Genomic DNA, 14297 nt, shown 5'->3' with positions numbered 1-14297 from the left:
ATAAGCATCTTCCTGTAATAAGCATCTTCCTGTTCAGATAATGCACATTATCGAGGAATCTCCGTTAAATTTATCGGTGAGAAACTTGAACTTCATTATTTCTAAAAAAAGCAATAATGAGGAAACATCCTTTTGGAATGAAGCCAAAGGTTGGGAAGGGGTCTGCACCCCTTCCCCAATCCGCGCCCGATAAAGCAACCTCCCTTCGCTTGTTGCAGGGCGCTCCATTCAGCCTTAAGGCCTAGGTTTAAACCTGTAAGGAAGATTGATTAAAGGCAATTACACCGTTTTACCGAAAAGTAGGGTTGTTTTAACACACCTTCTCGTGGTTAAATCACAATCGCCGCTTGGCAAAGTGTTTAGCAATATTAAAGTGGACTTTTGAAAATATGATTGAAATGATCAGAATAACGCTGTGCAAAATACGCTTGATGTTTTTTAGACAGCTTTTAAAGAGGGCTCCATGATACCTAAATTCATCTACCTGATCTTTCGATTCCATTCTTGTTGTTACTCCCACGGATTAATGACATGAGCGCCGGCATCACACTGATTACAGGGGCCACCGGACACTTGGGTGCCAATCTGGTTCGCCGCCTGCTGGCAGAGGGTGAACAAGTGCGGGTAATGATCCGCGCCGAGCGCGACAATGGCGCACTGGACGGCCTTGACGTCGAGCGCGTCCTAGCCGACCTGCGCAACAGCGAAGAGGTGTCAACTGCAGTGTACGGATGCGCTCGCATCTACCATTGCGCGGCTCTGGTTTCAACGATCGAAGGTAATGCGGCCCATAAACGAGAAATATTCGATACCAACGTTCGCGGTACCATCCATATCCTCCAAGCAGCCAAGCTCCACGGCATTGACAAGGTAGTCGTTTCGGGTTCTCTCAGCGCCACAGGTTATGAGCGGGATATTTCCAGCCACGAGGAGATGCCCTTCTATCCCTTTGATCACCATCTACCCTACGGTTTTACCAAGCATCTTACCGAGCATGAATGCCTCAAGGCTCACGCCAACGGTTTGAATGTGGTCGTCGCCACCTCCTGCGCCATCATCGGCCCTTACGATTATGTGCCCTCTCGTATGGGTCGCGTACTCATCGATTATGCACACGGCTCTCTCAGCGCTTATATTCCCGGAGGCTTCGAGTTCGTGTCCAGCCATGATATAGCCGAAGGACATGTTTTAGCCATGCGCCATGGACGTTCCGGACAGAAATATATTATCAGTACCGCCTATGCCAGCGTGGACGATCTGATGGCGATGTTCCGGGAAGTCACCGGCCGGCCATTGCCACGGCTACGGCTGTCACCGATGCTGATGGCCACACTGGCCGAAGTCGCAGACAAAACCTGGTTCCGGGCATTCCCGAATCTGCCCCGGCGCTTTACGCCGGGTGCTGTGCGCTTGCTTCAGATGCACCGCCGGGCAGACCACCTCAAAGCGAAACAAGAATTGGGCTACCAGCCCACCCAATTAATCCAAGCAGTTCGGGAAGCCTACGAAGATTTCGTGCGCAGGGGCTTGATCGTCAAGCCCAAATAAACGATTTATCACCTTAGCTACAAACAAGGGCTTTAATCATGAACAACACACAGACAAAATCCCCCCCGGCCTTTGCTGAAGCCAAGAATCCCCGGCAAAAGGCACGCGCTTCCGGAATGGATCCAAATCACTGGTATGTAGTGGAATACGACAGCGCAGTTAAAAAAGAACAAGTAAAAGAGGTCACTTTCTGGAACACATCAATTGCCCTGTACCGTGGCGATGACGGTAAACTCGTTGCCTTGCAGAACCGTTGCCTGCACCGCCAACTCAAGCTCACCCTTGGCGCAGTGGATCAGTGCAATCTGCGTTGCAGCTACCATGGTTGGTCCTTCAACAGGGACGGACGACTGGAAGACTACTCGCATGACAGCTTTGGCAAGCCGCTTATCAAAAAGCAACTGCGAACCTACCCGGTACAAGTCCGTTATGGTCTTATCTGGCTGTTTCCCGGCGATCCGGAACTGGCAGGTGAACACAAAATCCCGGAAATTCCTGAGCTTACCGGCGACAGCCCGTGGGCCAACTTTGTCTCGGACTTAACCTGGCACACCCATCATTCCATGGTCATGGACAATATCTGCGATTTTTCTCATGCTTTCCTACACCGCAAATACAAACCCTTCATCGATGCTAAATTGACCCACCACGAAGCCGATGACGACAGAGTTTATCTGACTTATGATGCATACATGGCCGGCGGTAGAATTTCCGGGATTTTCGTTGATCGCAATCGAGTCAATACCCGCTCTATCGAGCTGTGTTACCAATACCCCTATCAATGGACCAACACCGGTGACAGCATCAAGAATTGGTCGTTTATGCTGCCCATCGACGAACGGACCACGCGGGTGTTTTTCCTGTTTTATTTCGATGCCCTGACGATTCCGCTGATTTCCATGAAAACTCCCAAGTGGCTGACTCAAATAGTACTGAATATCGCCAAGCCTTTGGTATTTAAACCCATACTCGAAGAAGACGGTGTCGCGTTGGAAGCAGAGATGTTGGCCTACGAAACCTACTGGGATGAACCGCCTATCGAACTTAATCCCGTGGTGCCAATGTTCCAGCGACTTACCGCGCGCAAATGGGAAGAACATCTGGCCCGAAAAGAAACACCGCAGGCTACTCAATCGGAATGATTAACGCAACCCTAAATCAATGAAAATAACTCAGCGCGCAGCCAAACTCGCCGAATGCTTTGCCCGAAATCCTTGGCGGGTTTTGGGAGTGGCCCTGGTACTGTCGATTCTGGCCGGCTGGGCGACCGCACAGCTTCCGGTCTACACCTCTCGGCAGGCGCTGCTTCCCCAGAACACGGAAGTGGCGAAACGCTTCAACAGTTTCCTGAAAAACTTTGGTGCCGCCTCGGATCTGATGATTGTTCTGGAGGGTGCCCCCCGTAGTGAACTGGAGTCTTTTGCCAACGATCTGGCTGTCAAACTCCAGTCAGAGCCCGAGATCGGTCAAGCCACCTCCCGTCTCGACATGACGTTCTTCCTGGAACACTCCTACTTGCTAATGCCGACCGAGGCACTGGACAAGCTGGCTACGATGGCAAAACAGCCCAAACCGGATGGTGGAGGGTTGGAAGAAAACCTGCGCAAAGCGCTGAATTGGAGCAATGACCACCCACCGCTGGGAGGCACAGACACTGACCTGCAAACCGCAGAAGCCGGCCTGAACTTGACGGCGTTTTTCCTGGAAGAGTGGCAGCGCTGGCTATCTGCGGAAACAGTGCCGACCCGCTTGGACTGGAACCGACTGCTGGCTAAAAACGAGGCCGATGGTTATTTTGCTTCACACGACGGTAAGATGCTGTTTTTGTTCGTTCACCCGAAAAACCCTTCCGGTGATTTTGTTAACCTTGGCCCTTTCGTCGATAAAGTCAAACAGGTATCGGCAACCTTGGCAGGACAAGCTAAAGCTGCCGGACACACTCCGCCCATCGTTGGCCTGACCGGATTACCGGCCATTGAGTATGAAGAATACGTCAATATCCGCAAGGATATTACAATGGTAATATTCACCTCCGCCGGTCTGATCGCCGCACTGATCCTGCTGGTGGTGCGCAGCATGCGCTGGGCCGTACTAATTTTCATACCAATGGGGCTTGGTGTACTATGGAGCTTGGGCCTGGCCCTTGTCACCGTCGGCCATCTGACCATCATTACTGCCGCCTTTATCGCTATCCTGTTCGGTCTTGGAGCGGACTACGGTATTTTCACCTCCTCGCGCATTGCTGAGGAGCGTAGATCAGGCAAACCCTTGGTTGAAGCCATCGGTGCGGGTATTGGCTCATCTTTTATAGCCGTCCTGACAGCAGGCGGGGCATCACTACTGATTTTCAGCGCCTTGGCCACAGTCGATTTCCCCGGCTTTGCCGAACTGGGCATCGTGGCGGCCAAAGGCGTAGTGATGATTCTGATGAGCACCTGGATGGTCCAACCTGCGCTTTACGCCTTGCTGCCACCCAAGCTGAAAATCATTACACCACCCGCTCCCACCGGACCAGGAAAATACAGCGGCGCGTTCCCCAAACCCGTCGCGGTGGCTCTTGTTGTAATGGCCATAGGTTGCGCTGTCTTCGGCGGAATGAAGGGCCTGGGCATCCCATTCGACTACGACCTGCTGGGCATGTTGCCTAAAAATTCCCAAGCGGCTTATTACCAACGCCGCATGGTAGCGGAGAGTGACTACCAGGCCGAAGTCATCATTTTCACAGCCAAGGACATGGCCGAGGCCCGGCGAATCACCAGCGAGGCGGGCAAGCTCAAGACGATTGCCCAAGCGCAGTCACTGACCAACCTGTTTCCTGCGGACGCTGACGAACGCCTCCGTAAAGCCATGAGTATCGGAAAATCGTTCGCCCAAACAGACTACACCAGGCAGATCGGCGAGCTCACTAGTGCTGGCTTGACAAAAAAATCATTCGAGTTATTGCAAACACTGCTGGAAAACAGCTCCACCATCATTGATGATGCCCAGGAGCAGGCATTCTCGGCAGGGCATTCCAAACTGGTCGAAAGTTTGGAGAATGTGCGCGGACAGCTTTCAGCTATTTCGGCCAAACTCGCCACAGACGGCGAACAGGGACGGATACGTAGCGAAAGCTTTTTGCGCGCTTTGCTATCAGAAACCAATGACGGACTCAAAGTCATCAACGCATGGCAGCAAGCTCGACCCCTAAGTCCTGAACAGCTGCCGTCCGCTTTACGTGACCGCTTCTTTGGTACTGACGGTAGCATCGCAGTCTATGCCTTCCCTGCGAAATCCGTATACGAACCCGATAACCTCGACGCCTTGATAAAAGACGTGTATAACGTCTCGCCGGAAGCGACCGGATTCCCGACCACGCACCAAGTATTTTCCAAGCTCGTGGTAGAAGGTTTCACTAGTGGCACAAACTTGGCTCTGGGGCTTTGCCTGCTCTGGATCATGGTGGTCACACGCAGCGTCCGCGGCTTCGCGCTGGCGGCACTGCCTTTGCTGATTGGTGGCGGCTGGATGCTGGGGCTGATGGCATTGGGCGGCATTCGCTACAATTTCGCCAATATCGTCGCTCTGCCTCTGGTGATTGCGTTGGCGGTGGATTATGGCGTGTGGTTCAGCTATCGCTGGAACGAATTGAAGGGCTATACTCCCTTGCAAGTCACCCTTTCCGCCGGCAAGGTAATCGGGCTGGCTGCAGGCACTGAATTGGCTGGTCTTGGTGCCATCACTCTGGCCAGCTACCGAGGCGTTTCTTCGCTGGGCATGAGCATCACTCTTGGGCTGCTGTGTTGCCTGACTGCAACCCTGGTGGTGGCCCCAGCCATCGGACAATTACTTGATTCAAAGAGAAAACCGTAATGCGCAAAATTTACCTCATTTTACTTGCCGGCCTGTTGGCCCCCTTATCCATAAATGCCACACCCAATCCAGAAATGATTGTGGTGTGCTACCCTGGCGGCTCCGTCAATGCCAAGGACGCCAATGGAGCAATGAGCTCCATGCTGCGGGTGGTAGAACGCGTCGGCCAGTGGCAGGCAAACAGCTTCAACAGCTTGTTCACCACCAAATTAGACGAATGCAGCAAACAGATGTCTGAAAAAAATCCCAAGTTCGCTATTATCTCCTTGGGTCTCTATTTGGAACTTCGCACTAGTCACAAGTTGATACCAGTGGTTCAACCCAAGATCAAAACCAGCACTAGTGATCGTTACCGGGTAATGGTACAGAAAAATAAGTACAAGAGCCTGGATGAGCTGAAAGGTAAAACCCTGGGTGGCACGGTGTTGGAAGAACCATCCTTCATCGGCAAGATCGTTTTTGCCGGGAAATACGATCCCACCAGTTTTTTTGTCCTGAAACCGTCCAATCAGGCCATCCGCGCCTTGCGTTCTTTGGACACAGGAGAACTGGATGCCGTCATTTTGAACGAGCAACAATTCAACGGACTCGCTTCACTTAAGATGAATACACCTCTTGAAGCTGTCTTTACGTCTGAAGATATCCCGCTGATGGGGGTGGTGGCCAACAACGCCACCACAACTGCGGAAGAACGCGCCCGCTTCGGTAAGGCGCTTGAAGGGATGTGTACCGACACCGAAGGTAAAAAACTTTGCGACCTGTTCGGCGTGGAATCTTTCACCAGCGTCAACGCGACTGTGTTCGAGCCTATGGTCAAACTCTGGACAGAAGGAAAATAAGGACTTGAGCAAAGCACAACTTCTTCCTAACGTTTCAATACTGGTATTTCTGGCATTCCTGACCGGCTGCGCCGGAGTTGAGCGCGACCATGTCCAGTCTGACCAGCTTTCCGGCTGCCCCAAGCAAACCGTAGCTTCGCTGATCGCAGGACAAGATCAACTCGGCCCCTTGGCCGATACCCATACCTTGAAATGCGCACTGACCGTTTTGCGCAACACCCACGATTCAGCGGCACATCGTACCGCGCTGGGCAGCCATATATGTATGCACCTTGCCGAACGCGAAACCAACCAGGAAAACCGTGAAAAACTTGCCGCCGAGGGTGTAAGTTTTGCCGAAACCGCCCTGGCGCACGGAGGTACCGGTGAAGGTGCCGTACATTATTACCTGGCCGCCAACCTTGGTATGGCTGTACGCGAACACCCCACGCTGGCCATAGGGAATCTTGGCCGGTTGGAAGATGAAATGAAACAGGCGCTAGCCTTGAGCCCGGATCTTGATCACGGTGGACCACTACGACTTTTGGGAATGCTTTATCTCAAAGCCCCAACCTGGCCCAATGGCATCGGTGACCGCGACAAGGCGTTGGAACTGTTAGGAAAGGCTGTCAAAGAACATCCAGAGCATCCGCTTAACCATCTGTTTTATGCCCAGGCACTTTGGGATGAAGATGACGAGACTGTCCTACCTCAGGTAAAAGCCGAAGTCGCGCTAGGGCAAAAACTTCTGATCGAGGGCAATTGGGGCTACAGTAAAGAGCCCTGGCAAAAAGAATTTAACGAGTTTCAACAGGAGTATCAAGAAACCAGGCCTATCAGCTAATCAATTACATTGACCCAAGACACTGCAAAGGCGATCAAATGACTTGATCATTTTGTCTTTCAGCAACTCCCTACCCACGATATGCTTGACATTGCTGGCGACTCCTGTCACCTGATCGGTGAAGCTCCGCACCTGCTGAAAGACCACGGTACCGCCACGATAGGGCAGGCTCCCTGTTATCCATTGGCTGGAATTGTAGGAATGCGGTGCATAGATCTCCCTTGTCAATACCAAGATGCCGCCATTCCAATCCATATTGATGCGGTGTCTGAGGATGGTCGCAGACCGACCTTCCACGTTTTTTTCTACCCAGGGGAACACCTCGCTGGCTCCCGGCGGCAAAGCTTTCGGATAGTCCAGCCAAACCTTGTGCAAGGCTGGAAAGTAATGCGACAGAATAGCGTTTGCGTTTGCCGCCTGGCGCAATTCCAGGGAAGGCTTGGCTGTACTCTCCTTCCGCGCATAAGGCGCTATCGCATTCGTTCCACCGCGCCGATAGGCTTCATAACGCTGTAACAGAATCTCCCGAAAATGCTCTCCGGCTGCGTCTTCGATGGCCCTTTGGGGCGTCCGTTTAAGCGTCTGCTTGAAAACTTTAAGTTTATCAATCTCATGGGCGGACAAGTTGAATTCATCCCCAGGCTCGGCATTCAACAATGCTTGGGCTTCTTCCTTGGACAGAACGACAGGTGCAAGCGAACCCGCCCCGCTATGCTCCGTTAATAATCCGTGAGCTTTAACATCAACGTCCAGCGGATCAGGATCCTCCAGCCGCAATTGTCCTGCGACCTTGTCCAAAGAAACCGGAAGATACCAGGTTAAGCCTACGGCAAGCTCGTCGGCGCTGCCTTCGCTTAAGGCATAAGCGACAGGCTCGCCCTGCGCTAGTTCGGCAATCTGTCCCTTATCCATTCCCAATACACGCAACACCTCATCTACCCCAAGCGATTCGGCAAAAGCGGGAATTCCCGGCAAGATAAAAATGTTGCCCAATATCCACGCGGAGGCGATGGCATGTTTTAGTTTTCGTAGCATCAGGCAACTCCTGGCGTTAAACAGTTACGGACAGACACAGCAAAAACCTATTACCGGCATCAAACAAAAGCAAGTACATGAAATAAGCTTGCCATTTGAAACACCAATACATTTTGTAAGCTGGCATGGAGCGATAAAGTAACCCGATAATTGGAGCGAAAAAATGCAGGGATTTACGTTGTTCATTCCTGTCTAATGTTTGGTGATTTTATATCATGCACGTTCCTAAACAACAAGCAACATGAGTTCTAGGATCAAGGTGAAGCTTCCTCAGGAAGTCAGGTTACGGATGGTAACGATTCACTGGCCTGATTTTTTTCAACGGGTGTTGGTTTTTTCAGCCAACACAGTGCTTGTACCATAGAGTCACGAACTGGCTAACAAGGTTGCTAATAATATTTTTATCACTGGTATTTTTTTGTTAAAAAATGAGAATGCCCAATTACTGTTGGGCATTTTATATAAGGATTAACAGATTTTTTTCAGCCGCGTTTGATTATTCTAATGACGAAAAGCAAGATTATCGCGCCTACCGTGGCAGTTATAATTGAGCCAATGAGTCCGATACCTACACTGATGCCAAAAAACCCAAATACATAACCACCCACCACAGCGCCGATTATGCCGACAATAATATCGCCGATAAGACCAAACCCGCCGCCTTTCATAACGGTGCCAGCCAGAAAGCCTGAGATGGCACCAATTACCAATATAACCAACAAGCTATTAGTATCCATTGTATTTACCTCTATATTACTGTTTATGTGTAACCATCAGCCACTGTCTAGGTGATGCTTTGCTGACAAAACACTCCTAAGAACTTCTTGTGCTGAGCTGACAGGTAGTGGATTAACTCTATGTTTTATATGTTTTAATTTAGCTCTCTATAGTTCGGAGCCCAAGAAATAACCTGGACGGATTTAAAATATCCAAAACTTGTTTTGGACTCCTAACAACAGATTTAATCGGCTATCCGCTGATTATTACTTATCCCCTTCTGAACCAGTAAAGCTGGCACCTTGCACATGACCTTTCTTGTCAGACAAGCATGACCAAGGTGCAGTAGCATCAGGCACTTGAATATTTACACCAATACCAGCCTCTGCACTCTTAATATCAATCACTTTCAGTTTGCTTGCGCTGACGCCCACTTTTTTGGCAACGGCTGCAAGACAGGATTTTTCGGCGACGGCTGTCCCGCTTTTGGCTATACCTGAACTGGCAGATTTAGCTGTGACTGGAACGCTAACTTTCAAGGTATAGGTTACAGGTTTGTCGCTATCTTTCGCGCCGCCCATCAAATAAACACGAATGGTATAATCACCATCGCCAGATAATACGGTTTTAAAATGATTGCCTTCACTTGAACCAACAAAAATGGCTTCACCTGTACTTCCTGGTGGTAATACATTGAAATAAGCTGCACCTTTGCTGGCTTTAAAATCAATCATCATGGTTTGACCCGCACTGGCGCGTATTACATAGTCCACATCATTGCTGCCTTGTACTTTGCCACTGACAGAGGCAGAACTTTTGCCTTTACCAAATGCGATTTTTTTAGCCGCTTCTACCGTAAATGCTGTGCCAATTAATAAAGTACCCATCAGTAAACAAACTAATAATTTTTTCATGAATAATTTCCTGTTGTTATTTTGAAAGTTGGCAGATGCCTTTGTCACGGGGCTTACTCTTATAGAATAAATTAAGTGAGCCATCAGGATTTATACTAATAGAGACGGTGATACCTCTCCGCTTGGTTTTATTGGAATTGTCGTTGCTTTTTTTTAGCTTGCCTTAAATAAACAAGTTTTAGTAACAGCCTAATTTTGAGCAGGTGTATTATTAGCACAACCTCTAATTGTAAAGGCGATACTGAAAATAACAGTCAACGCCACGAGCTTATTGGAACAAGTCATATGTTCTAAAGCTAAGAGTTGTACCAAACACGAACAAAACTTTTGAAATTATATTTTCTAAAATAGAAAAATCAATCCGTATAAATACCTATAATGACTAACTTTAAAAATAAGCTGCTTTAGCATTTAAAAGTGTACTTCCGATTTTAAATATATTGAAAAATACACAAGAAGATTACCAATCCCTCCATTGCCATTCTTGTTTATTAATCTCAGCTGATTCACTAGAATTGACTGACCGGGATTTCCTTGACCGGAGTACCGCTGTCTATATGCATAATGTCAGCCAATACAAATTGCGACACACCCTGTTTATGTTATAGTTGATCCTGATAAAAATATATAAAGGACGAGGGGGTAAAGCACGAAGCCGATGCTAAGAACATGGATAAATTGTATTGCTATTTTTACACGGGCTAATTTCCCCAACTGTTCGACAAGCTCAAAACTGGTGAATTAAATGTCTCAGTCAGGTAATAAAAACGATCAAGCAAAGCTTCTGGACAAGAGCTTTCCTTGTTGTTATGCACAAACTATCGAACAACACCGACAAAATTTAAACGACATCGTTGATTTACACCTTAACGAGGCAAAAAATCGTGTAACGCCAATCTATTGGAAGCATTTTGCTTCTCCGAGTGTTGTCTTAAGTCGCCATTGGCGACATCGAGGCGATATCCCTAAGGAATTAGTGACTTTACCTCGATCTGCTTGGGGCTTTATCAAGTCTGTCACTAGCGTTAAGAAAAATCAACCGGAACAAAAACTTAATTCTATTTCTTTATCGGGTAAGCAACTTGAATTATATACCGCGATTGAAGTCGAGTTGCTTGATTTACAAGGTTTGGACAAAAAGCTTCAAGATTATGTCGCTCATTATCAAGCTAATTTCGATGCCGAATTAAGTGGTTTACTTAACGGACTTCCAATCAATCAGCGTGAGGAAGTTGAAAAACAACTCTCCCATCATATTGAACGAATGTCTCTTCCTGTTGAAGGTTCACGAGAAGCATTGATGTTTTTATTGACCGGCTTAATGGGTAAAGGTTTGGGAGCCAGTGGCTTTGGAAGTAGCCTTGCCACAGGCCAAGCCGCTGCAACAGCTATTTATACAAGCAATCTGTCCTGGTGGGGCAGTCTATGGGTTAGCCTAACCGGAGCTCCTGCTTGGGTAGGTTTGGTTGGTGCGACCAGCGGATTAATGACAACACTCGTAATCGCGCCTTTTTTCGCACCGTTGCTGGAAGTTGGAATCAATCGATTTCGGGGCAAAAAAATGTTACTTGAAATCATTGAGCATGTTAAGACGCGTGTCATCAAACCGCCAAGCGATGCAGTGGATATTTTAGGAAAGCTTGCTATCTATCTCCAACTATTTCCCGATATTATTCGTTTTGCGGCTAAGATAAAACCATAATTCATGTCAAGTAAAGCCTTTTCCAGATATAAAACTTAACAACAGGATACGACTTATCTTTTATACTGCTATTAACTAGCTAAATAAGTCAACTGCCGGCTTAAAGGGTATTTATTCCGCTATTAAACATTGAATCGCCGGTTTACCTAAAAAATGTTTATCAATACCTGATATCTATAATAACTACACTGTCGTTTATTTAAACGCATCCAAAGTAAGGAAAGATGAAGTATGTTTATGCACACAAGATTTGATATAAAACAATCAACTTTTAAATAAAGAGGTTAGTTAAAATGAAAAATTATGAAGTTGTAAACATCGAATTGCACATAGGCGGTGAAGATTATGAGATTAGCTTGGAGGGTTTTTATATTGAAGCCATGATTAAGGTAGGTCACGCAGACATTGAAGTCTTTTTACAGTCCAAAGTGGAATCGCAAGGCGGTTGGCTTAAAGATGTACCTATTGTTAACCAAGCCCGTTGTGCGATTGTTCAAACATTAGCTGAACGTTAAATGTAAAAAGTAATATGACAATAAAATTGTAAAAGATAAGACGGATATTAGTCGATTGCTGATTACTGCCAATTTCTACCGGCCACTTTATAGCAAGCAACTTTGCGACAGGAAATTCATCTGTATGCCAATGGCAGTCATTGAAAAAACTTTATTATTTATATATTGAGCCACTTGTAAAATTATCGACCGAAAAACGCGGTAAGTTGCACATGACTTCAAATAAGTCATTTTTTGAACAAATAGCTCACTATTAGGCCACTTACACTGTTATCTTATCATTTTATAAAATCAGCATGGTATCTCTGCTCTGCATAAAATCACCTTGTTATAGCCGTTCGAAATGATTTTTAGGTCACTAAAATCATCATCTGATTGGCTGTTAAGGATAACCAAGGAAATAATGAGCTTTGTATATTAAGCCATGTCTGTGATTTTGTTATAGTTGAAGAGCACTGTCTTTCAGGTTAAAAAGTTATGTATAACAATCCCATTGAAATACTAAATCTTGGCTTGTAGCCCATAAGTATCTCCAAAAATAAAAGCAACGTCGTCTTTGTAGTGAGAGTAAAGCGAGATTTGTCCAAAATCCTGGGCTCTGGGATGCGAAAAATCAGATCAAACTTAGCTTTATATCGCTAAAATTTGGTTTGCGTAATCCAATATTGCTATCCATGGTTTCTGGATCATGGCCATGAAACGCCCCGCAATAAGAAAAACGAAGTTACTTTATTTAACGAGTTCTTGATCTGGATCAATATCAAATTAAACTTTTAATGCAAGAATAGCCGCTCCCGAATAAGGATAAAAACTCTGCTTACCCCGGTATTTTCAGGTAGCAGCAACTGTCTATTTATATTAACAAACGAGAAGAACACATGAAAATTATCAGCCATTTATTATTGCTTGTTATTGCTACCATGACACTTACAGCCTGCGATTCAGGTACCGGCCCCAGTAAACCAGCGGCTGAAAAGACTTCATCATCATTAGCAAAATAGGCGCTTTTTCAAGCGGATTAAGTTGATGTAGAGTGGATGCTACCAGAATGGACAACTGATCAGTTGTCCATTCTTGGGTGCAAAACATCATCAATCGCAGCAAACATAAACTATTTCACCGGCAATATCACCACCTTCAATATTAATGGATTTTACTCTGTCAGTTTACAGCAAGTGCTTCCCTGTAACAGGGTTCGACAATCGACTTGAGTAAATTAAGATCAATAATTTGAATAACCCGTTGCTTAACGATAATAACACCCGCTTTACTGAGCTCAGTTAATTGGCGACTGATCGTTTCATTACTAAGACCCAAAAAATTTGCAATATCCTGGCGACGCATACTCAAGTTAAAGTCAGTGTTTGAATACCCCAAAGCACCATAGCGTATGGATAGCATCAATAAAAATGTTGCCATTCTTTCTTTTGCCGTACGATGTCCAAGCAACAATATTTGTTCACGATCCGAGGCAATTTCCTTACTTAAAATCCGCATCATCTGGTGTTGAAGGCCCGGTATTTGAGCATATAAATCATTTAAGCGAGATAAAGGCAATTCGCAGACTGACGCCGTTTCAAGGGCAACCGAAGAACAACTAAAGCGTCCATGCAATAAAGCATCCAAACCCATTAGCTCGCCTGGCAAATAAAATCCCAGCGTTTGCTCAATACCCTCGGCATTGATAATGAAACTTCGAAAAGAACCGGACTTAACTGCATACAAGCTTTGGCACTGATCATTCTGTGCATACAATAGTTCATCAGTTTGTAAAGGCCGTTTATTTTTTATAATACTTGCAAGTTGCTCTATCTCATTTATTTGTAGTCCATAAGGAAGACATAAATCAGCTAACCTGCAATCTGAACATGAGTTTTTTGGCAAAGCGGGATCCATCTCATTAGCCTGTTTTAGGTTGCTTTACAGCAAAAAATCGGAAGTAAAATCAATATTAATATGAGTGGTTTTTACCTCACTATTAATAAAATAGTGTGTATGGAAAGCCTGTTCTCAAGCTGACTAACTGTTTAATCCTTATGATTATGAAGATTGGCCATTATTTCATCGACTTCTTTTCTTGGTAAATAATCCAAATCCCAGTGACTGGTGTAACTTTCCTTTAAGCGTCTTTTACCTTGATGAAGTGGCTCAGGTTCCTCGGCTTGAGGCACAGCAGCTGTACTAATAGTAGTATTATCATCATCATCGGAAAGATCAATGGTACTTTCTATTTTTTGATCACTTTTTACCAAGCCAAGCATTTTTGCAATCAGTGGATTCATACAATCTCCGTCAGGCTAAATCGTTTTATGAAATCAATTAAAGCCAAGCAAACGGCAAGAGCTATTTGCA

Annotated in this window: 13 protein-coding genes; 8 read left to right on the top strand and 5 right to left on the bottom strand. The window is 46.4% G+C overall.

From position 1 onward, the window contains the following. Positions 1–531: 531 nt before the first annotated feature. From KKZ03_RS12770 to bstC, 5 genes are read left to right on the top strand one after another with little or no spacing between them, the layout of a single operon-like run. Complete coding sequence (locus KKZ03_RS12770; RefSeq protein WP_243217218.1) at positions 532–1548, top strand: NAD-dependent epimerase/dehydratase family protein; 1017 nt, start codon at positions 532–534, stop codon at positions 1546–1548. Positions 1549–1586: 38 nt separating this feature from the next. Next, a complete protein-coding gene (locus KKZ03_RS12765; protein WP_243217217.1) occupies positions 1587–2690 on the top strand; it encodes an aromatic ring-hydroxylating dioxygenase subunit alpha in 1104 nt (367 codons plus the stop codon). Between the two features lie 19 nt (positions 2691–2709). After that, on the top strand, positions 2710–5400 hold the full coding sequence (bstA, locus tag KKZ03_RS12760) for a sterol transporter cytoplasmic membrane protein BstA (protein WP_243217216.1): 2691 nt from the start codon (positions 2710–2712) through the stop codon (positions 5398–5400). After that, complete coding sequence (gene bstB, locus KKZ03_RS12755) at positions 5400–6239, top strand: sterol transporter periplasmic substrate-binding protein BstB (protein ID WP_243217215.1); 840 nt, start codon at positions 5400–5402, stop codon at positions 6237–6239. Before bstA ends, bstB begins: the two co-directional genes overlap by 1 nt. Positions 6240–6243: 4 nt before the next feature. After that, positions 6244–7062 (top strand): sterol transporter outer membrane protein BstC, encoded by an 819-nt coding sequence (bstC, locus tag KKZ03_RS12750; RefSeq protein ID WP_243217214.1) that lies wholly within the window; start codon positions 6244–6246, stop codon positions 7060–7062. On the opposite strand, the gene KKZ03_RS12745 is transcribed toward bstC, so the two are convergent. The 3 genes from KKZ03_RS12745 to KKZ03_RS12735 form a co-directional block, all read right to left on the bottom strand. Next, the gene (locus tag KKZ03_RS12745) at positions 7063–8097 is read right to left on the bottom strand and encodes a hypothetical protein (protein ID WP_243217213.1); all 1035 of its coding nucleotides are present in this window, start codon (positions 8095–8097) and stop codon (positions 7063–7065) included. A 482-nt stretch (positions 8098–8579) separates the two neighbouring features. Then, complete coding sequence (locus KKZ03_RS12740) at positions 8580–8834, bottom strand: GlsB/YeaQ/YmgE family stress response membrane protein (RefSeq protein ID WP_243217212.1); 255 nt, start codon at positions 8832–8834, stop codon at positions 8580–8582. 246 nt (positions 8835–9080) lie between these two features. Next, positions 9081–9728, bottom strand: a complete 648-nt coding sequence (locus tag KKZ03_RS12735) for a hypothetical protein (protein ID WP_243217211.1) — start codon at positions 9726–9728, stop codon at positions 9081–9083. 745 nt (positions 9729–10473) lie between these two features. Here KKZ03_RS12735 and KKZ03_RS12730 point away from each other — a divergent pair. The 3 genes from KKZ03_RS12730 (at position 10474) to KKZ03_RS21815 (ending at position 12946) form a co-directional block, all read left to right on the top strand. Then, positions 10474–11430 carry a hypothetical protein gene (locus tag KKZ03_RS12730; protein ID WP_243217210.1) on the top strand — a complete coding sequence of 319 codons (957 nt, stop codon included), beginning with the start codon at positions 10474–10476 and terminating at the stop codon, positions 11428–11430. 293 nt (positions 11431–11723) lie between these two features. Beyond that, the gene (locus tag KKZ03_RS12725; RefSeq protein WP_243217209.1) at positions 11724–11945 is read left to right on the top strand and encodes a hypothetical protein; all 222 of its coding nucleotides are present in this window, start codon (positions 11724–11726) and stop codon (positions 11943–11945) included. An 878-nt stretch (positions 11946–12823) separates the two neighbouring features. Then, the gene (locus KKZ03_RS21815; protein WP_256451972.1) at positions 12824–12946 is read left to right on the top strand and encodes a hypothetical protein; all 123 of its coding nucleotides are present in this window, start codon (positions 12824–12826) and stop codon (positions 12944–12946) included. A 160-nt stretch (positions 12947–13106) separates the two neighbouring features. On the opposite strand, the gene fnr is transcribed toward KKZ03_RS21815, so the two are convergent. Both fnr and KKZ03_RS12715 read right to left on the bottom strand, forming a co-directional pair. Beyond that, entirely contained in the window at positions 13107–13829 is a 723-nt protein-coding gene (gene fnr, locus KKZ03_RS12720) for a fumarate/nitrate reduction transcriptional regulator Fnr (RefSeq protein WP_243217208.1), read from the bottom strand. A gap of 143 nt (positions 13830–13972) precedes the next feature. Continuing rightward, complete coding sequence (locus KKZ03_RS12715; protein WP_243217207.1) at positions 13973–14227, bottom strand: hypothetical protein; 255 nt, start codon at positions 14225–14227, stop codon at positions 13973–13975. Positions 14228–14297: the final 70 nt, after the last annotated feature.

Source organism: Methylobacter sp. S3L5C (genome assembly GCF_022788635.1).
Lineage (GTDB): Bacteria > Pseudomonadota > Gammaproteobacteria > Methylococcales > Methylomonadaceae > Methylobacter_C.
The sequence above is the reverse complement of the archived record's forward strand: the minus strand, read 5'-3'. Positions and strand labels throughout refer to the sequence as shown.